Consider the following 19,568-nt stretch of genomic DNA (forward strand, 5'->3'; position numbering starts at 1 on the left):
CGCGAACGGAAGGGGCCCTCGACTCCGTTCAAGGTGCGTGCGGGGCGCGGATCAATCCTCCGGAGGCGTCGACGGCTCACCGCTCGGCGTGGCGTCGGGAGCTGGCGTCGTCGGTGTCGGCGCGGGCTCCGACGTGCAGTAGGTGACCTCGACCTGCGAGTGCTGGGCGACGGGGCCAGGAGGGACCGACATGTTCACGATCGGGTTTCCCTCGACCGCGAGGCACCCAGGGTCCTGCTTCACGACGGCCAGGAGTCCCAGCTCTCGCAGGGTCGCCGTCGCCGACTCGAGCGGCTGTCCGAGGAGGTCAGGCAGCGCGACGTTGCCCGTAGAGGTCACGAGGTTGACGCTGGACGCCGCCGCGACGCTCGAACCGCCCGCAGGGTCGCTGCGCACGATCGTGCCCGCTGCGACGGTCGGGGAGTCCTCTGAGGTGATCTGGCCGACGCTCAGTCCGGCACCCTGCAGGGCAACCGTCGCCTGCTCGACGGTCATGCCGTTGATGTCAGGCATGGTCACCGCCGACGGTCCCGTCGAGACCACGACCGTGATCTCCTGACCGAGCGAGACGCTGAGTCCGGATCCCGGAGTCGTGCTGATGACCTCGTTCTCGGGAACATCGTCACTGGTCTGGGCTTCGCGCACCGGAGTCAGACCGACCTCCTCGAGCGTCGTGCGCGCCGCGTCCCACTGCTCGCCGACGACATCCGGCACATCGACACTCGTGTCGGGGAGCTGACCTGCCTGCGGCAGCTGGGAGACCCAGATGCTGACCGCGACGATGACCACCACGAGGAGCGCCGCTGCGCCCCAGATCCACATCGCCGGAGGCCGACGCTGCACCTGGGGTGCTCGGTCATCGGTCTCGGACAGCGAGTTGAACGCAGACTCCGTCGCACTCACACCGGAGGGCGCCGGGCCGAACAGCTGCGTGCGGTCGTCGTCCTCCACCTTCGTCGCGAAGGCCGGCATGATGCCCTGAGCGGCGAGGTCGAGGTCACGGCGGAACTCGGAGGCCGACTGGTAGCGGTCCTCGCGGCTCTTCGCGAGCGACCGCTTCACGACGGCGTTCATGGCCTTCGAGACCTTCGGGTTGATCTCGTTCGCGTCGATCGGGCGCTCGGTGACGTGCTGGTAGGCGACCGCGACGGCCGAGTCACCCTGGAAGGGGACCTTGCCCGTGAGCATCTCGTAGAGCACGATGCCCGCGGAGTAGAGGTCGCTTCGCCCGTCGACGTTCTCGCCCTTGGCCTGCTCTGGCGAGAAGTACGAGGCGGTGCCGAGGATGGCGGTGGTCTGCGCGATCGTGCCCGCGGTGTCGGAGATGGCTCGGGCGATGCCGAAGTCCATGACCTTGACCGTGTCCTCCGGCGTGATCATGATGTTCCCCGGCTTGATGTCGCGGTGCACGACTCCAGCACGGTGCGAGTACTCGAGCGCCGTGAGGATGCCCGTCATGTACTCGTGGATCTGCGTGTCGGCGAGGGGAGCGCCAGCCATGACATCGCGGAGCTGCTGCCCCTCGATGTACTCCATGACGATGTAGGGGACGACGAGCTCGTGTCCGTCGGCGCGCACGAACGTGTCCTCGCCCGCATCGAAGACGCGCACGATCGTCGGATGCGTCATTCGCGCGGCGGCCTGCGCCTCCTGGCGGAAGCGCGAGCGGAAGTCGGGCTCACCCGAGAGCTGCGTGTTGAGGAGCTTGACGGCGACGCGTCGGCCGAGCCGCTCATCGGTCCCGAGGTAGACCTCAGCCATACCTCCACGACCAATTCGCCGGCCGATGTCGTATCGGCCTGCGAGCGTGCGTTCGCCCTGCATCACGGAAGCAAGCTCCTCTCCCCTTGGCGGTGTCCACCAAGCTCAAGCCTCGTTAGTCTGCCGATCTTATCTCGCCCGGAATGGGTGAACGGTGCCATCGCTGCTGTGAACCGCACGTTTCATGTGCATGCATGGAGTTGAGCGAATTCGTTGCCTCGCGCCACCGAGCTCCGGGTCGCTGGGTCAGCCGCCGAGGGTAGGAGTGGGCTCCGTTGTGGCCGGCGGCGAAGGCTGCGGCACCGTCGCGGAACCAGTGGGTGAATCGGCGCTGGTGTTCCCCGAGCCGCAGGTCGCGCTGTACGAGGCCTCGACGATCGACGATCCCTCGCTCACCGTGGCCGTAGCCGTGGTCGCGGTTCCGGGGTCAGACTGCAGCTCGGCACCCGACACGTTGACGTTGTAGCTTGAGAGGCTCTGACCAGGAGGGCACTGGAACGAGGGCCAGCTGATGCTGGCCTGCGTTCCGGCCGCGTTGACGGTGACCGTGGGCGCGGTCGTCGGCGTGTTCGGCGTCGCCATGCTGTCGTAGACCGTGAGCGTCACGGTCGAACCGAGGTCGACGGTGCCGGTCGGGCTGACCGCGGTCACCGTGTTGACGTCGTCCGGGTTCGTCGCGACGGGTCCGACGGCACGGGCCGGGGTCAGTCCCAACTCGGAGATGCGAGTGGCGGCCGTGTCGTAGTCGAGGCCGATGAAGTCACCCTGCGCGATGGAGACCGTGGTCGGGGTGCTGACCGACGGGGTCGGCTCCTCCGGTGGGGTCTCCACAGCAGTCGTCTCTGCAACGGTCGGCGGCGGCGTCGTCTCGGCAGGAGCATTGCTGTTCAGCAGCGCGACGGCGAACCAGGCGAGCGCAGCCGCGAAGAGCACGATCGCGCCGATCAGCACCCAGACCCACGCCGCGGGCTTCTTCCGCTCGTCGGTGGCAGGGGAGACGAGTGCATCCGACTGCTCCTCACCCTCGACGGGAGTGCCGCCGATGAGCGTGTCGAAGTCGTCCTTCATGACCTCGGTGGTGCCCGCGGCGGTGCCGAGCACCGTGGTGCGCGCACCCTCATCCATGACCGCCGTGCGGTCGAGCGGGGCGGTCGCGTCGCCGACCTCGTCAGCGGCGGTGAGCCCGAGGACGGCCGGCACGGCCTGAGCCGCGCGGGTCACGTTGCCGTCGCGGAGCGCACGAGCAGCCCTGGCGAAGACCTCGGCCGACGCCGGGCGGTCGTCCGGCTTCTTGGCGATCGCGGCGAGTACCAGGTTGCGCACGGGCTCTGGCACCGTGACCGGCAGCGCAGGAGGCTCGTCGTTGATGTGGGCCATGGCAATCGCGACCTGCGACTCGCCAGTGAATGGACGCCGCCCCGCGAGTGCCTCGTAGGCGACGATGCCGAGCGAGTAAATGTCGGTTGCGGGGTTCGCCGCGTGACCCGACGCCTGCTCCGGCGAGAGGTACTGCACGGTGCCCATGACCTGACCAGTCGCCGTCAGAGGAACCTGGTCGGCGATGCGCGCGATGCCGAAGTCGGTGATCTTCACCCGGCGGTCTGGGGTGATCAGCAGGTTTCCGGGCTTGATGTCACGGTGCACGAGACCGGCCTTGTGGGCGGCGTGCAGGGCGAGAGCCGTCTGCGAGACGATGTCCATGACCTGGTCCGGAGGGAGCACGCGCTCGCGCTCCAGCACGGTCGACAGTGCCTCGCCGGGCACGAGCTCCATGACGAGGTAGGCGGAGCCGTTCTCCTCGCCGTAGTCGTACACGTTGGCGATGCCCTCGTGGTTCACCAGGGCGGCGTGCCTCGCCTCGGCACGGAAGCGCTCGAGGAAGCCCGGGTCGCCCATGTACTCGTCTTTGAGGATCTTGATCGCCACGGTGCGACCGATCACCTGATCGGTCGCTTCCCAGACCTCGCCCATACCGCCGATGGCGATGCGCGAGCTCAGCTTGTACCGGTCTCCGAACGAAACACCTGCAGCTGGTCTCATCTGCTCAGCACCGCCTTCATCACTTGCTGCCCAATCGTCGCCGCCAGGCCGTTGCCCGTCCCAGACTGTCCCATTCCGCCACCGTCTTCGAGCACTACCGCGACCGCGATCTGCGTATCGCCTGATTCGGCGAATCCTGTGAACCACAGCGAGTACGGTTCGCCTTCGCCGTTCTCCGCGGTCCCTGTCTTCCCAGCCACGTTGATCCCGTCAATTCTTGCATTACTGGCGACGCCCGAGTTCACGCTTCCCTCCATCATCGACTGGAGTGATGCCGCAGTCTCCTCGCTGATGGCACGCCCGAAGCTCGAGATCTCGGGCCCCTGGATCTCCTGGAACGTCGGCGTCTGGATGCTCTCTACAAGCGAGGGGTTCATGACCTCGCCGCCGTTGGCGATTGCCGCAGAGATCATTGCGAACTGGAGTGGAGTCGCCCGCACGTCGAACTGGCCGAATCCCGTGAGCGCGAGCTGCGCGTCGTCTTCCAGTGCGGTCGGATACGTGCTGGCGCTCGCCGTCATCGGCACCTCGAACTCGTGGTTGAAGCCGAAGGCCTCAGCCATCTCGCGCACGCGCTCCGCCCCGAGGTCCATGGCAAGCTGCGCGAACGGGACATTGCAGGACTGCTCGAGGGCGATGCGGAGATTCGTCGTGTCGCCGCTGCCGCACTTCGCACCAGCTGAGGGGTTGTTCACGGAGACGTTGGTGCCGGGGAGCGTGAGGGTCGCGGGGTTGGGCAGCGGCGACTCGGCGGTCGCGAGGCCGTCCTCAAGCGCGGCAGCGGCGACCACGAGCTTGAACACGGAGCCTGGCGGGTTCATGTTGCCGCCGATGGCCCGGTTGCTGAGCGGATCGTTGGGGTCGGCCAGCAGCGCGTTGTACGCCTCGAGCACGCTCGTCTGGTTGTGGCTCGCCATCGACGCCGGGTCGTAGGTCGGTGTCGAGTACATCGCGAGGATCGCGCCCGTCGCAGGGTTGGTCGCCACGACCGCGCCCTTGAGCTCGCCAAGTGCATCCGCGGCCGTCTGCTGCGCGACTGGGTCGATCGTCGTCTCGACGGCAGCGCCTGCCGGGTCCTGACCGGTGAAGAGGCGCTCGAGGCCCTGGAAGAACTGCGTGTCGCTGTTGCCGGAGAGCTCGGGGTTGAGTGCACCTTCGAGTCCCGTCGATGCCCCGTCGACCGAGTAGTACCCGGTCACGGCTGCGTACAGCGGGCCGTTCTCGTACAGCCTCTGGTACTTGTACTCCGAGTCGACGGGGGTCGAGGACGCGATCGGGGTGCCGTTGACGAGGATCGGACCACGCTGGATCTCGAAGCTCTCCTCGCGGGTGCGGCTGTTGCGCGGGTCGTCCCGCAGCGTCTCGGCCTGGAAGACCTGGATGCTGGTCGACGCCACGAACAGCGACATGAACATGATCATGACGAGGACGCCGACCAGGCGGATGTTCTTGCTCATTCGTCGATCGCCTCCGTCGGCACGTTACGCACGGTGTCGCTCAGTCTCAGCAGGATGGCGACGATGATCCAGTTGGCGAGCAGGCTCGAGCCGCCGGCCGCCATGAACGGCATCGTGAGGCCCGTCAGCGGGATGACCCGCATCACGCCGCCCGCGACGACGAACACCTGCAGGGCGATCGTGAACGCGAGCCCGGTCGCGAGGAGGCGGCCGAAGTCGTCGACGCCCTGCTGGCCGATGCGGAACCCGCGGGCCACAAAGATCACGAAGAGCAGCAGTACGACGAAGATGCCGGCCATGCCGAGCTCCTCGCCGATGGCCGCGATGATGAAGTCGCTCGACGCGAGGGGGGTCGTGCCCGGGCTGCCGGAGCCGAGCCCCTTGCCGATGAGGCCGCCGGCTCCGAGGCCGAAGAGGCCCGTCACGAGCTGGAAGCTGCCGCCGTCGGCGTCGTACATCTCCTGGTCGAACGGGTCGAGCCAGGCGTGCACTCGGAACTCGACGTAGCCGAGCGTGTTGGCCGCGATGAGCGCACCGCCGATGAACAGGCCGAGGCCGATGAGCACCCACGACAGGCGACCGGTCGAGACGAAGACCATGACGAGGAACAGGCCGAAGTAGAGCAGCGAGGTGCCGAGGTCGCGCTGGAAGACGAGCACGCCCATGCAGACGGCCCAGACGACCAGGATCGGGCCCAGGTCCCTGATGCGCGGGAAGCGCATCCACAGGAACTTCTTGCCGACGACGGAGAGCGAGTCCCGCGCCGTCACGAGATAGCCGGCGAAGAAGATCGCCAGGGCGATCTTCGCGATCTCGCCGGGCTGGAACGAGAAGCCGGCGATGCTGATCCACACGCGCGCAGCCACGTCGGTTCGCCCGAGGCCGGGTATGAGCGGCAGCAGGAGCAGGACGATGGCCACGGCCATGAAGACGTACGTGTAGCGCTGCAGGACCCGGTGGTTCTTCAGGGCGATGAGCACGGCGATGGCGACGCCGACGGCAAGCATCGTCAGCACGATCTGCTGCGTCGACGGAGTCCAGAAGACGCCTTCGAGGTCAGGGTTGCCGAGGTCGATCCGGTAGATCATCGCGATGCCCAGGCCGTTGAGCACCGCCGCGATAGGCAGGATGAAGGGGTCGGCGCCAGGAGCACGGAAGCGCAGGACGATGTTCACACCGAGGGTGAGGGCCCCGATGATGGCCGAGAGGGTCACGACGTTGAAGTCGAAGGTGCCGCGCACGCCGAGCTGCACGAGCAGCAGCGCCGAGAAGTTGATGATGAAGGCGAAGACCAGCAGGCCGAGCTCCATGTTGCGGAGCCCTTGGCCTGTCTTGCGGGGTGCGCCAGGCACGACGGGCGCCTGCTCGCGGGCCCCGCTCCGGAACGGGCTACTCAGGGACGGCATCTCGAAGCCGTTCCACGATCTCGTTGGCCGCCTCGCGGTCACCGGCGCTGATCGTTCTGTCGACCTGCGACTGCTGGTACTCGGGCAGTGAGGAGATCTTGATGTCGGTCGTCTCGGTCAGCTCGTGCAGCGTGATCGGTCCGATGCCCTGCTGAACGCCCTGGTAGATGGCGACGTAGCCGACGTTCTCGCCGACGTAGTACTGCTGCTGCGTCCAGTTGTAGGCGAAGAGGCCCGCACCGGCGACTGCCGCGATGAAGACGATGGAGGCGGCAAGCCACGAGAACTGCCGGACGCGCTTGCGACGCTTGTCCTCGGCGATCAGCTCCTGGAGTGCCTCGTCGCTGAAGGGCACGAACTCCTCGTCCTGCGGGCGAGGCGCGGGACGGCGCAGCGGATGCAGGATCGACGGGATGATCTGGTTGCTGCGCTTCTGCAGGTTCGCGGAGTAGCGCAGCGGGTTCGCAGCCGAGCCGACGACACGCGTCTTCATCGGCTCGAGCGGTGCCGTTCCGATCTCCAGCAGCACGACCGTCACGTTGTCCGGCGCCCCGTTGTCGAGCGCCAGCTGCACGAGGTCATCGCTGATCTCACGGCTCGACTCGTCCATGCGAGCCAGCGTCCGCTCGATCTGCGACTCGTCGACGTAGCTGGAGAGGCCGTCGGAGCAGAGCAGCCAGCGGTCGCCCTCCTGGATGTCGAACACCTCGGTGTCGACGTCGGGTCGCGTCTCGACGTCGCCGAGCACACGCATGAGCACCGAGCGTCTCGGATGCGTGAGCGCTTCTTCCGGCGTGATGCGGCCAGCATCCACGAGTCGCTGCACGAACGTGTGGTCGACCGTCATCTGCACGAGGGAGCCGTCGCGGAAGCGGTACACCCGCGAGTCGCCGATGTGGGCGAGCACCAGGGACTCGCCGACGAGGCTCAGGGCGCTCACCGTCGTGCCCATGCCGCGAAGCTCGCTGTGCTCTTCGACCGCCCCCGCGATGAGCGAGTTCGCATCGAGCAGCATCTCCGTCATGGCGTGCTGGGCGTCGTCGGTGCCCGCGTACTGCTCGTCGTTCTCGGCGAAGTGCTTGACGGCGATCGCGCTCGCGACGTCGCCGCCCGCGTGTCCGCCCATGCCGTCGGCCACGACGAACAGGTGGGTTCCGACGAACCCGGAGTCCTGGTTGTTGCTCCTGACCTTGCCGACGTGTGACACGGCGCCGGCGCGCGCGATGACCAGCATGCCTATCGCAGCTCGAACGTCGTCGTCCCGATGCGGACAGGGGTGCCGATGGGAACGTGGGTCGGCTGCGAGACTCGCTTGCCGTTCACGTACGTGCCGTTCGTTGAGTCGAGGTCCTGGACCATCCACGCGTCGTTCCAGAGCAGGAGGCGCGCGTGGTGCGTCGAGCTGTAGTCGTCCTGGATGACGAGGTCGGAGTCACCGGAGCGGCCGATCGAGAGCGGCTCGCTGCGGAGGGTGAGCTCGGTGCCTCGCTTCGGGCCGGAGGTGATGACGAGCTTGCTCGGCCGTTCGGAGCGTGCGGATGCGCTTGGCACAGGGGTGGATGGACGCTGGACCGCCTCGGTCGGGTCGCTGGGCGCCTGCGCTCGGACGGGAGCCGGTGCCGCCGGGGCTGGCGCACTGTCGTCGTCTGCCGAGGCGAAGACCTGCTGGCGGGACTTCTCCATCGCCTGCTTGTACGCGGAGGAGCGCGTACCGAAGAGGTCGCTGCGGAGCGAGTAGATGACGGAGAAGACGAAGATCCAGAGCGCCGCGAGGAAGGCGAGGCGAAGGACGAGGAGGGTCAGTTCACTGGTCATGTTCTGCCTCCCTGTCGAGGGAGGTACCCGGTGTCGTCACTCGGGTCGGCCTGGGGGATCACCCGGAACACAATACGGTGACGACCGATCTGGATCGTCGAATCGGGCTCGAGACCCGCCTGCGAGATGGATCGGCCGTTGACCTTCGTGCCGTTCGTCGAGCCGAGATCGCGGATGCCCGCACGCTTCCCGTCCCACACGACTTCCGCGTGCTTGCGGGAGGCACCCGTGTCCGCGATCGTGATGTCAGCCTCCGAGCCTCGACCGATGACGGTGGAGCCGATCCCCACATGGATGCGCTCCCCGTCGACGTCGAGGATCGGCGCCCAGGCGACCTGCCCCTGAACGCTGCGCGAATCGACCTCGATGCGCCCCTCGGAGAGCGAGTCGTTCTCCAGGAACTTGATGCTGAGCCCGCCGGAGAACTGGTAGCCCTGCTTCGCCGCATGCTGTTCGACGACGCGCATGAGCTCATCCTGGATGCCGGCGATCTGCGAGATGCGCGTGTAGTCGACCTGCGACATCTGCACGTTGAAGCGATTCGGGACGAGCACGCGGTCGCGCGTGACGACCGACGCCCTGGTGTCCATCTCGCGTTTCAGCGCAGCGCTGATCTCGACGGGCTGGAGCCCAGAGCGGAAGGTCTTCGCGAACGCACCGTTGAAGACACGCTCGAGCCCACGCTCAAATCTGTCGAGGATTCCCACATGACTCCTGGTTCTCAAGGGCACGCCGCAGCCCGCACCGGGTGGCGCGAATCTGTTTCATGCTAACGGCACTGGGCTGGATGTCCGACTTCGAGCGCCTTCCTGTGGGCGGCCAATGGGGTTTCCGTGGTCCAATCGGTCGGCTCAGACGGCGATGTTGGCGGGGTTCCCCGGCGCGCATCCACGCGTCGGTTTCGCAGACGGGGGAAGTGTCTGGTAATCTCTCGGAGGTTGGCGCGAGTGGCGGAATTGGCAGACGCGCACGGTTCAGGTCCGTGTGCCTTCGGGTGTGGGGGTTCAAGTCCCCCCTCGCGCACCAGCATCCAGAGCAGGTCGCCTGCATCGGGAGCACAGAACCCCCGGAACTTCGGTTCCGGGGGTTCTGTCGTTCAGCAGCGGCTTGACGCGCCAGCACTTATGTGGACTCGCAAGTCTTGCTACAGTTGCCGATCTGTCGAGCGTCGCCGCTCGGGTAGGTCGAGGCGGCGACGTCCTCGGTCCGAGGCTTGAAACCTCCAGCACTCGCTTTTTGAGAACCTGGAGGGTTTTCTTGTCTCTTGACGCGTCTTCCGTCACCCGCGCATCCGCGCCACGCACAGTTTCCAAGTGGTGGGCACTCGCCGTGCTCGCGCTCACCCAGCTCGTCGTCGTCCTCGACGGCACGATCGTCACGATCGCCCTGCCGCAGGCCCAGGTCGACCTCGGCCTGACCGATGTGCAGCGCCAGTGGGTCGTCACGGCCTACGCACTCGTCTTCGGCGCGCTCCTTCTTCTCGGCGGCCGCATCGCCGACTACTGGGGCCGCAAGCGCGCCTTCCTCGTCGGCATGATCGGCTTCGGCGCCGCCTCCGTCTACGGCGGCTTCGCGCAGAACGCCTTCGACCTCATCCTGGCTCGCGGCCTGCAGGGACTGTTCGCTGCACTCCTCGCCCCGGCCGCGCTCGCCCTGCTCACGGTCAGCTTCCCGTCGGGCAAGGACCGAACCACCGCCTTCGCCGTGTTCGGCGCCATCGGCGGAAGCGGCGCAGCGGTCGGGCTCGTCCTCGGCGGGGCGCTCACCGAATTCGCCAGCTGGAGGTGGTGCCTGCTCGTCAACGTCTTCTTCGTCATCGCCGGTGTCATCGGCGCGCTCATCGTGCTCAAGGAGAGCAAGGCAGGGGGCGACAACACCTACGACCTGTGGGGAACGCTCACCGTGTCGCTCGGCCTCGGCTCGCTCGTCTACGGCTTCAGCCTCGCCGAAGATGGCTGGGGTTCGCTCGGCACCATCGGCTTCCTCGCGCTCGGGGTCGTGCTGCTCGCCGCCTTCGTGTGGATCGAGACGCGCGTCGCCCAGCCGCTGCTCCCGCTCCGAGTCGTCCTCGACCGGGTTCGCGGCGGAGCATTCCTCATCCAGGCCGTCATCGGCAGCGTGCTCATCGGCGCGACCATGTACCTCGCGCTGCACCTGCAGATCGTCATGGGCATGGAGCCACTCGTCGCCGGGCTCGCGAACGTCGCGATGACGGTGGTCATCCTCGCCTGCGTGCCCGTCTGCGCGCGCCTGCTCCCGAAGTTCGGACCCCGACCCTTCATGATCGTCGGCCCGATCATCGTGGCCGGCGGGCTGCTGCTGCTCTCAGGCGTCACCGTCGACGGCAGCTACCTCACGCACATCCTGCCGGGGCTCGTGCTGCTCGGCATGGGCCTCGCCATGATCTTCGTGCCCCTGCAGAACCTCGCGCTCACGGGAGTCGAACCGCACGACGCCGGTGCGGCGGCGGCAACCGTCAACTCCTCCATGCAGATCGGCGGCTCGATCGGCCTCTCGGTCTTCACCGTCTTCTACGCGAACGCGGCCGCCGCAGGTCTCGAAGCCGGCGAACCTCAGCTGCAGGCCTTCACGAACGGGTACTCAGCAGTGTTCCTCGCGGCGGCTGGCGCCATGCTCATCGCAGCGCTCATCGCCGGGTTCATGATCAGGGGCACCAAGGAGCGCCCGCTCGTGCAGCAGGACTCTGAAGGGCAGGACACGCTCGTCTCCATGCACTGAGTCCGTTCGGGCTCCAGCAGGGCGAGGCACGGGGCGTTGCCTTCGAGTCTGACCAACATCAGTGCGATATCGGGCGTTCTGGCGCGAAATGCGCGCCCGAGGCTCGCAATTGCACTGATGTTGGTCAGCGATTCAGCTGAACGCAGGCCTGAGCTCCGTGGCCGGCCGCGGCAGCTAGCCGGCGTCACTCCAGCGCTCGAGGCCGTGGCCACCGACCCCCCGGCCGCCGAGCTGCACAGCGTCATCGCCGAGGTTGACCGCGAGCTTCGCGAGTTCGCCGTCAGCACCCTCGGCGATGAAGAGCGCCGCCGTGTTCGAGAGATCCTCCGAGCGGATGCTCGCCGTCGCGAGCCACGGGTGCTGGCGCCGGAACGCGACCGCGTCACGGTGGGCATGCGAGTAGGGGTTCTCAGGCCACTCGCCAGGGTCGGCCGGGAACTCCGGGCGGATGGCGTCGTCTCCACCCTCGCGCTCCTCCTTGACCGCTTCGAGCCCGCGCTCGTCACCCGCGTACACGCTGGGGGCTCCGGGGAAGAAGAACAGCATGGCGATGGCCGCGGCGTGGTTGCGTTCGTCGTCGATGGCGCTCGCGATGCGCGTCACGTCGTGGTTGCCGAGGAACGTCATCGGCAGGAAGTGCGCCACGAAGTCGTTGTGGCGCTGCAGCGACCAGTCGAGCTCGAAGAGATTCTGCTCCTGCACGGACGAGCGCAGCGCCTTCCACAGCTCGTACTGCGTGACCGAGTCGAGCCCCGAGTCGGCGACGTATCCCTCGTAGTCCCCGTGGATGACCTCGCCCAGGAACCACGCGTCGGGGAAGCGCTCGCGCAGCGGGTCGATCGCCGATCGCCAGAAGAGCGGACTCACGGCGTAGGCGGCATCGAGGCGCCACCCGTCGGCGCCTCGCTCCAGCCAGTGCGCCATGACGCCGGAGACGTACTCGATGACCTCGGGATGCTGATGATTCAGCACGACGAGCGCCTCGTGGCCCTCGAACACATCCACGGTGAGCCCGTCGACCTCGCGTGCATCCGAGCCCCTGGCGAACCTGGCGGCCGCGGCGGAATCCGGCCCGGCCTCGACCGCCTCGCGCCACCAGGGATGGTCACGGCCGACGTGATTGAAGACGCCGTCGAGGAGCACGCGGATGCCTCGCTCGCGGCACGCGGCGACGAGGGCGTCGAAGTCGGCGTCGTCGCCGAGCCGAGGGTCGACGCGCAGGTGGTCGACCGTGTCGTAGCCGTGGGTCTGCGATGCGAAGACGGGACCGAGGAGCAGGCCGTTGAGCCCGAGGCCGACAAGCTCGTCGAGCCAGGCGGTGATGCGGTCGAGGCGATGCTCAACGGGTCCGTGCGGGTCGCCGCCGGTCGTGTCCGCGCCCACGAACCCGAGCGGGTACACGTGCCACCAGAGCGCGGTCTGCGGCCAGGATTGAGGAGCTGAGGTCATCGCCTCAGGCTAGTGAGGCGGGCTGTGAGCGCCCCATCCGAGTCGGCGTGAAAGACTGCCAGTCGTCCTTCCCCTGACAGCACCGAGGAGTCCCCACCGATGTCGATCACCCCGCGCTCAGGCTCCTCCTACTTCCTCTCGCACGGCGGATACGAGGCGTCGATCTCCAGCATCGGGGCGACACTGCGCGAGCTCACACACCAGGGCAGGCACCTCGTGCACAGCTTCGACATGGATGAAGTGCGGCCGGCGTACAAGGGTGCGACGCTCGCGCCGTGGCCGAACCGCATCATCGACGGCCGCTACCGCATCGACGGCCAGGAGCTGCAGCTTCCGCTCTCCGAGCCGAAGCGCGGGCACGCCCTCCACGGACTTGCCCTCTGGCTCGACTTCCAGCCGGAGGACGTCGGCACCGACTTCGTTCTTCTCGCCGCCACGATCGAGCCGCAGACCGGCTACCCGTTCCGTGTCGAGGTCCGCACGAGGTTCGAGCTCGGCGAGGGCGGCCTCACGACGACCATCGAGCTGCGCAACGTGGGCGCCGGAACCGCCCCGGCTGGCGCATCCACCCACTCCTACCTCGTCGCCGGCGAAGGGCAGATCGACGACTGGACCCTGCAGTCGCCGGCGCAGAAGCTCATGCACGCGCACGGCGCGCGCCTGCTCCCCGGCTCCGTCGTCTCCGTCGAGGAGGTCGCCGGTGCGTTCGACTACCGCGAGGCGCGACGCATCGGCGAGATGGAGATCGACCACGCCTTCACCGACGTCTTCGGCGACAGCACCACCGCCACGGTGACCCTCACGACCGCTGACGGCACGGGGGTCGGCATGACCTGGGGCACGGACGCGCCCTGGGTGCAGATCTTCACGAGCGACCAGCCCGGCATCGACTGGGACCGCCAGGCAGTTGCCGTCGAGCCCATGACCTGCGCACCCGACGCCTTCAACTCGGGCCTCGACCTCGCCTGGCTCGAACCGGGCGAGAAGCTCGAGACCTCGCAGCGGATCTTCGCGATCTAGCCAGACCCAGGGCCGGCGAGCGTCAGGACGCTAGAGCGTCACGACCCCGATCGAGGCGATGAGGGCGTGATCCTGCTCGAGATGGGGGAGCATCGCCGCGCCATCGAGCGGGTGGCTCTCGCCCACCGCCACGCGAGCCTGAGGGACGCGCTCGAGCAGCGAGCTGCGGAACGCCGCTGCCACGTGCGGCGACGAGAACACGTTGCCGATCGCGCGCACCTGCACCTCGTCACGCGACCCCGGCAGGCCCACGCGGGCGAGCCCGGCTGCAACCGAGGCCGCGAGCTGCGAGCCGGCAGCCGCAAGGATCTCGGCGGCGACCGCATCCGTCTCCGCCAGGTCGCCCACCGACCTCGCGAACGAGGCGATGTGCCGCACCTTCCCCTCGTTGGTCTGCAGGGACACGTACATGCTCGGGAGATCCGGGTGGTGAGCCAGCACGACCTCGGTCAGCGCCGTCTCGGGGCCGCGACCATCGAAGGCGCGCATGACCGCGTCCAGTGCCGCACGGCCGATCCAATAGCCGGAACCGGCATCGCCGACGAGGTACCCCCAGCCATCCACCTGCGCGAGCCGCTCTTCCCCGACGGCCAGCGTGACCACACCGGTGCCGGCCGCCACGACCGCGCCCAGCTCGGAACCGAGCGCACCCAGGAACGCGGAGATCGAGTCGTGCGCGATGAACACTCGCGCGACACCGAACGGCTCCACGAGCAGGGCGAGCTCATCCGCGACGGTCTGCGCATGCGTCACACCGGATACGCCTCCGGACACGGTGACGCCCGTCAGGCCGGAATCCCGCAGCGACTGCTCGACGACGCTCGCGAGCTGCGGCGCCAGCGGCAGGTCGGTGCGGATCGCGGCGAATGAACGCACCTCGCCCGAGTCGATCTGCGAGCGGATGCCGCTCTGGCCGGCATCGATGGCAAGAACGGGCGCTGGGGAGAACGTCGTCGTCATGCACCGAATCGTATTGCAGTCAGGCGACAGCACCGTCCCGCACCGGGCAGAGGTGCCCGAACCGGAAGCATGCCAAGAGCCTTAGGGTGATGGCATGACGACACCGAGCCAGTGGAACGGGCAGCAGCGGCCCGACGGCCAGCCGAACTCGCAGCAGAACTTCGCGGCGAACGCCGGGCAGGGCGCCCCCGGCTACGGAACGCCGCCGAGCGGCCCACCTTCCGCCTACAACGGGTACGGGCAGGCAGCTCAGGGGCAGCAGCAGGCGTACGGGCAGCAGCCGCAACAGCCCGCCGGCTACCAGCAGCAAGCAGGCGGCGAGTACCAGCAGCCGGGGTCCTACCAGCAGCCCGGGGCGTACTCGCAGCCCGGCAACACCCCACCGCGTCCCGTGCTCACCTTCTCGTCGCTCCGCGAAGAGCTCTCGTTCGCGGCCAATCGCTTCGGCATGATCTCGCTCGCGAGCGCGCTCGGCGGGTGGCTCCTCACGACACTGCTCTCATTCGTCATGAGCATCGTCGCGCGCACCGGGAGCTTCGAGATCTACTCGGTCCTGAACCCGGTGCAGACCATCCTGCAGATCATGAGCGCCGCGGCAGCCATCGTCTTCGGAGTGCTCGCGCTGCGCGCCAGCGGATGGCGCAACATGCCAGCCTCAGTGGGCTCCGTCCTGGGTGTCGTCATGATCGTCCCTGCGCTCTTCTCCCTCCTGTTCGGGCTGATTCCCTACTCCTACTGATCAGCATCCGGGCAGGTTCTTGTAGGGGTCCGCAGAAGGACGGGGCGTTTCGTCGTACTAAGCTCACACCTTGGCTGCGGAAAACGCGGCCGTGCGTGGTCGAGCCGGCCCGTGCATCCAGTCGATGAATGAGGCGAGAGTTCTGAACGTTCCAGCGAGCCCCCACCCCAAGTCAACAGCCGGTCACGTCGTGCCGCCGGCGGATGCCAGGTCCTGGCTGCTCGTCCCGGCGTCCAGGCCGGAAGCGTTCGACGCCGCAGCGGAATCCCGCGCCGACGTCGTCATCCTCGACATCGAAGATGCCGTCGACCCGAAGCACAAGGCCGCCGCGCGCGCCGACGTGATCTCCTGGCTCAAGGCCGGCAACTCCGCCTGGGTTCGCATCAACGACACCCTCTCCGACTTCTGGGCCGACGACGTCGACGAGCTCGCGGGCGTCCCCGGACTCCTCGGCGTCGTGCTCGCCAAGACCGAGCAGGCCGAGCAGGTCGTCAACACCTACCAGCGCCTGGGCGCGCGCATCCCTGTCGTGCCGCTCATCGAATCGGCACTCGGACTCGAGGAAGCCACGAACATCGCCCGCGCCGACGGTGCGTTCCGTCTCGCCTTCGGCAGCGGTGACTTCCGTCGCGACACCGGCATGTGGGCGACCCGCGAGGCCATGGCATACGCCCGCTCGCGCCTCACCGTCTCCTCCAAGGCGGCCGGCCTGCCCGGCCCCGTCGACGGACCGACCACCGACGAGAGCCTCCGCGTCCTGCGCAACGAATCCGAATGGACGCTCGAGCACGGCATGACCGGCAAGCTCTGCCTCCGCCTCGAGCAGACCGCCGTCGTCAACGAGGTCATCTGCCCGCAGACGAGCGACATCCTCTGGGCCCGCGAGTTCCTCGCAGACTTCGACGCTGCTGGCGGCGTCGTCCGCGACGGCAGCGACCTGCCCCGTCTCGGCCGTGCGCGCAAGATCCTGCGCCTCGCCGAGGCCTTCGGCATCACCGTCGAGGTCTAGCCCTGCCCGACCGAAAGCTCGACTGAAGGCCCGCGGGCCGCCCGCCCCTGGTTCACCGGTGGCGAGGCGGCCCGTTCGCTGTTCCCAGGAGAGCGTGGATGCGCGCTCGCTAGAGTCTGCACGTCAGATCCCCGAGCGAGGAGCAATCTTGGTCACCACTCTCAGCGTCGGCGACAGCGCCCCCGACTTTGCGCTCACCGACCAGCACGGCGAGATCATCCGGCTCAGTGACCTCACCGGGTCGCCCGTCGTCGTCTACTTCTACCCGAAGGCGGGCACGACCAAGTGCACGCAGCAGGCGTGCGACTTCCGCGACAACTTCGACGCCCTGAGCGGCGCGGGTGTCACCGTGCTCGGCATCTCGCTGGACCAGCCGCGAGAACTCGCGATCTTCGGTGAGGAGCAGCAGGTCCCGTACTCGCTGCTCAGCGACTCCGGGGCGACCGCGATGGAGTGGGGTGCGTGGGGCGAGCGTCCCGTCGCCGGAATCGCGGGCACCGGCGTGATCCGCTCGAGCTTCATCGTCGACGCGGCGGGCAAGCTGTCGTACGTCGCGTACGACGTCGACCCCGACGGTCACGTGCAGGAGCTTCGCTCGCAGCTCGGCGTGTGACGAGGCAGCGAGGCAACCGGCCGTAACGGTCGGTCACGCCACGCGGGAGTGGCGCCGACGTGCGTGACAATCGGAGACACATCCACCGTCTCGAGGACCACATGACCGACACCGCCATCGCCTCCACCTCTGTGCTCGACAACCCCGCCTGGCACTCGCTGACCGGCGCGCACGCGCACCTCGCGATCGGCGGGGACCTCGTCAAGCGATACCCGGCGGACGTGTCGCCGTTTCTCGGTGTGCGCTCCTGGGACGAGCCGGGCGTTTGGGACGCGATCGCCGAGCTCCTGGGCTCGGGGGCCGAGCTCGCGATCTCGCACGCAGACCCCGAGGTTCCGGCCGGATGGGCGCAGACCTGGCGCGGTGAAGGCGTGCAGCTCGTGCAGACGCCGCGCCTGCAGACCAGGCCGGACGACGAGGTCGTGGAACTCGGCGCCGACGACGCCGACGACATGCTTGCGCTCGTCGAGCGGAATCAGCCAGGGCCGTTCCTGCCACGCACCTCTGTGATGGGCCGCTACATCGGCATCCGCCGCGACGGGAAGCTCGTCGCCATGGCGGGAGAGCGGCTCCACCCCGCGGGGTGGACGGAGATCAGCGCCGTCGCGACCGACGCCGACTACCGGCGCCAGGGCCTCGCCTCCCGCCTCGTGCTCGACGTGGCCTTTCACATCCAGGAACGCGGCGACCAGGCCCTCATGCACGCCGCAGCCAGCAACACGGGCGCCATCGCCGCGTACGAGAAGCTCGGCTTCGAGCTGCGCCGCGCCACCCCGTTCACGGGCGTGCGCGTCCCCTGAGCCGCTCTGGGCTGAGCTGTTCGGCCTCGCTATTCGTCGTCGCCAGGCGGGGGAGGGAATGCGCGGCCGTGGGGGAGCGCGATCGCCTCGCTCACCACGTGCTCACGCAAGTACTCGCGCAGGTAGGGCGTCGTGAACTGCACACGGCCGTACCCCGCCGGTTCGATGATGCCGGCGTTGATGAGCCGCTGCCGGTAGACGCCCACGTAGCCAGCCTTCGCGCGCATCCGCTGGCGGATCTCGCTCGAGAGCGAGGGCCCGTCGTCGCTGGCCATCGCGGCGAGGTAGGTGCGGTCGCCGACGGATAGCGCCGCGAGCGTCGGCTCGTAGATGTACTGGCCCATCGCCTGCCTCGCGAGGCGGACAGCGCGCCGCGTGTGCTGAAGGTCGATGCGCTCGGCACCGCCGGCTTCCTGCCAGGACTTCGAGCCGATGAACTGCACGAGGAACGGGTACCCCTGCGTGCCCCGCACGGCGTAGTCGAGCGCCTCGTCGTCGATGCTTCGACCCCCGCCGAAGATCGGTTCCGAGAGGGCTCGTGCTGAGGCCTCGTAGCTGAGCTGCCCGAGCTCCTGAACGTGCGCGCGGCGGAGGAACGTGAGCATCCGGTCGCTGCGCAGCTCGTTGATGTTCGGCTTGAGGCCAGCCCCGACGAAGGCCACGTCGAGGCCCTCACGGAAGGCATGCTGCACCACCGTCGTGATCTCGCGAAGGTCGTCGATGGCGCCGCGGTGGATCTCGTCGACCGTGATGAGCACGCCGGTGCCGTTCGGCGCGAGGAGGCCCGTGAGCGCGGTCAACTGTGATCGCAGGTTGGCGACTGGCCTGTGCCGGTCTTCGACGGTCGAGATGAACCCGCCGGAGCTCATCGGCAGCGTGACTCCCGTGATGCGCCGCTTGCTGGCCCGCGGGTCGTGCTCGGCGAGCAGTTTCGGGAGGGCCTCGGTGGTGATGCGCTCCGCGAGCCCCTTGGTGGCCGTCTCGGAGATGACGAGCCAGCCGCGCGACACCGCGATGTCTTCGAGCGCGTTGAGCATGACCGTCTTGCCGACCCCGCGCAGACCGGTGACGAGGGTCGCCCGACCCACCTCTCCGGGAGTGCCGTCGATGGCCGCTTCGAAGGAGGCCAGCATCGCCGACCGCCCGACGAGCAGCGGTGGCGTGACCCCGAAGGACGGCGTGAACGGGTTGGGGGGCGCGGATGCTCCTCCTGCTTGCTTCGGCACCGGACCGCGCTTTCCGATCAGGCCGAGGGCTCGGACGTACCCGCCTCGACTTCGCCCGCGAACACCTCGCCGTCGATCTCGACCTCGTCGGTGCCGTCGAACTGGATCTCGAGCACGAGCGTGTGGTCGTCGCCGCGGGCGATGATCTCGCCCGTGCCGCTCACGCCCGCCAGCTCGCCTGTTCCCGAGTCGGGCACGACGTGCAGCAGCCCGCCGCCGGCCGCCGGCCGGCCCCTCGCGACCGTGTTCGCGTGCCAGAACGCGAGCGTGCCCGACTTGCCGGCGATCGTGCCCTCGAAGGCGTCGATCGCGACGTAGGTGCCGGACCCGTGCTTCTCGTTGAAGGCACCCGCGAAGAGCACTTCGCTGCGCCCCTCGATGTCACCCCCCGAGATGGCACGGACGATGAACGCACCCCCGAGTGGGGCTGCGGTCTCGATGCCGACGGCACGGCCGTTCGCATCCCAGGCTTCGATCGTGAAAGAGCTCTCTACGCGCATGCCACGAGGATACGACGGTGCACCGACAAAGGGG

17 protein-coding genes and 1 tRNA gene are annotated in these 19,568 nt (G+C 68.2%); 7 read left to right on the top strand and 11 right to left on the bottom strand.

The genetic code is table 11. The features are described 5' to 3' along the window. Window positions 1-51 precede the first annotated feature (51 nt). The 7 genes from pknB to C5C17_RS16435 form a co-directional block, all read right to left on the bottom strand. Entirely contained in the window at window positions 52-1,824 is a 1,773-nt protein-coding gene (pknB, locus tag C5C17_RS16405; protein WP_104254623.1) for a Stk1 family PASTA domain-containing Ser/Thr kinase, read from the bottom strand. A 183-nt stretch (window positions 1,825-2,007) separates the two neighbouring features. After that, on the bottom strand, window positions 2,008-3,801 hold the full coding sequence (locus C5C17_RS16410) for a protein kinase (protein WP_104254448.1): 1,794 nt from the start codon (window positions 3,799-3,801) through the stop codon (window positions 2,008-2,010). Then, window positions 3,798-5,258 carry a penicillin-binding protein 2 gene (locus C5C17_RS16415; RefSeq protein WP_104254449.1) on the bottom strand — a complete coding sequence of 487 codons (1,461 nt, stop codon included), beginning with the start codon at window positions 5,256-5,258 and terminating at the stop codon, window positions 3,798-3,800. Before C5C17_RS16415 ends, C5C17_RS16410 begins: the two co-directional genes overlap by 4 nt. Beyond that, on the bottom strand, window positions 5,255-6,568 hold the full coding sequence (locus C5C17_RS16420) for an FtsW/RodA/SpoVE family cell cycle protein (protein WP_374953927.1): 1,314 nt from the start codon (window positions 6,566-6,568) through the stop codon (window positions 5,255-5,257). Before C5C17_RS16420 ends, C5C17_RS16415 begins: the two co-directional genes overlap by 4 nt. 79 nt (window positions 6,569-6,647) lie before the next feature. Further along, on the bottom strand, window positions 6,648-7,898 hold the full coding sequence (locus tag C5C17_RS16425; protein ID WP_179555463.1) for a Stp1/IreP family PP2C-type Ser/Thr phosphatase: 1,251 nt from the start codon (window positions 7,896-7,898) through the stop codon (window positions 6,648-6,650). A 2-nt stretch (window positions 7,899-7,900) separates the two neighbouring features. Further along, window positions 7,901-8,479, bottom strand: a complete 579-nt coding sequence (locus C5C17_RS16430; protein ID WP_104254451.1) for an FHA domain-containing protein — start codon at window positions 8,477-8,479, stop codon at window positions 7,901-7,903. Then, on the bottom strand, window positions 8,476-9,186 hold the full coding sequence (locus C5C17_RS16435; RefSeq protein WP_104254452.1) for a DUF3662 and FHA domain-containing protein: 711 nt from the start codon (window positions 9,184-9,186) through the stop codon (window positions 8,476-8,478). Before C5C17_RS16435 ends, C5C17_RS16430 begins: the two co-directional genes overlap by 4 nt. A gap of 234 nt (window positions 9,187-9,420) precedes the next feature. Between C5C17_RS16435 and C5C17_RS16440 the strand changes: the two genes are divergently transcribed. Then, a tRNA-Leu gene (locus C5C17_RS16440) sits at window positions 9,421-9,505 on the top strand. A 231-nt stretch (window positions 9,506-9,736) separates the two neighbouring features. Next, window positions 9,737-11,218, top strand: coding sequence for an MFS transporter (locus C5C17_RS16445; RefSeq protein WP_258066258.1), 1,482 nt, complete (start codon window positions 9,737-9,739; stop codon window positions 11,216-11,218). Window positions 11,219-11,392: 174 nt separating this feature from the next. On the opposite strand, the gene C5C17_RS16450 is transcribed toward C5C17_RS16445, so the two are convergent. Beyond that, window positions 11,393-12,667: an alpha-amylase family glycosyl hydrolase gene (locus tag C5C17_RS16450; RefSeq protein WP_104254454.1), complete on the bottom strand. Its 1,275-nt coding sequence runs from the start codon at window positions 12,665-12,667 to the stop codon at window positions 11,393-11,395. 99 nt (window positions 12,668-12,766) lie between these two features. On the opposite strand from C5C17_RS16450, the gene C5C17_RS16455 reads away from it, so the two are divergent. Then, on the top strand, window positions 12,767-13,687 hold the full coding sequence (locus C5C17_RS16455; protein ID WP_104254455.1) for an aldose 1-epimerase family protein: 921 nt from the start codon (window positions 12,767-12,769) through the stop codon (window positions 13,685-13,687). A 30-nt stretch (window positions 13,688-13,717) separates the two neighbouring features. Here C5C17_RS16455 and C5C17_RS16460 read toward each other — a convergent pair whose 3' ends face one another. After that, window positions 13,718-14,647 carry an N-acetylglucosamine kinase gene (locus tag C5C17_RS16460; protein ID WP_104254456.1) on the bottom strand — a complete coding sequence of 310 codons (930 nt, stop codon included), beginning with the start codon at window positions 14,645-14,647 and terminating at the stop codon, window positions 13,718-13,720. A 94-nt stretch (window positions 14,648-14,741) separates the two neighbouring features. On the opposite strand from C5C17_RS16460, the gene C5C17_RS16465 reads away from it, so the two are divergent. The 4 genes from C5C17_RS16465 to C5C17_RS16480 all read left to right on the top strand — a co-directional run bounded on the left by C5C17_RS16465 (window position 14,742) and on the right by C5C17_RS16480 (window position 17,808). Then, window positions 14,742-15,386 carry a hypothetical protein gene (locus tag C5C17_RS16465; protein WP_104254457.1) on the top strand — a complete coding sequence of 215 codons (645 nt, stop codon included), beginning with the start codon at window positions 14,742-14,744 and terminating at the stop codon, window positions 15,384-15,386. 70 nt (window positions 15,387-15,456) lie between these two features. Next, the gene (locus C5C17_RS16470; protein ID WP_244296191.1) at window positions 15,457-16,395 is read left to right on the top strand and encodes a CoA ester lyase; all 939 of its coding nucleotides are present in this window, start codon (window positions 15,457-15,459) and stop codon (window positions 16,393-16,395) included. Window positions 16,396-16,543: 148 nt separating this feature from the next. Continuing rightward, a complete protein-coding gene (locus C5C17_RS16475; protein WP_181028648.1) occupies window positions 16,544-17,008 on the top strand; it encodes a peroxiredoxin in 465 nt (154 codons plus the stop codon). Between the two features lie 101 nt (window positions 17,009-17,109). Then, complete coding sequence (locus C5C17_RS16480) at window positions 17,110-17,808, top strand: GNAT family N-acetyltransferase (RefSeq protein ID WP_104254459.1); 699 nt, start codon at window positions 17,110-17,112, stop codon at window positions 17,806-17,808. 29 nt (window positions 17,809-17,837) lie between these two features. On the opposite strand, the gene C5C17_RS16485 is transcribed toward C5C17_RS16480, so the two are convergent. Both C5C17_RS16485 and C5C17_RS16490 read right to left on the bottom strand, forming a co-directional pair. Continuing rightward, window positions 17,838-19,034 carry an ATP-binding protein gene (locus C5C17_RS16485; protein ID WP_208851850.1) on the bottom strand — a complete coding sequence of 399 codons (1,197 nt, stop codon included), beginning with the start codon at window positions 19,032-19,034 and terminating at the stop codon, window positions 17,838-17,840. A gap of 17 nt (window positions 19,035-19,051) precedes the next feature. Next, the gene (locus C5C17_RS16490) at window positions 19,052-19,534 is read right to left on the bottom strand and encodes a DUF3224 domain-containing protein (RefSeq protein WP_104254460.1); all 483 of its coding nucleotides are present in this window, start codon (window positions 19,532-19,534) and stop codon (window positions 19,052-19,054) included. Window positions 19,535-19,568: the final 34 nt, after the last annotated feature.

Origin of the sequence: Pseudoclavibacter sp. RFBA6, assembly GCF_002931575.1 — a bacterium.
GTDB lineage: Bacteria > Actinomycetota > Actinomycetes > Actinomycetales > Microbacteriaceae > Pseudoclavibacter > Pseudoclavibacter terrae.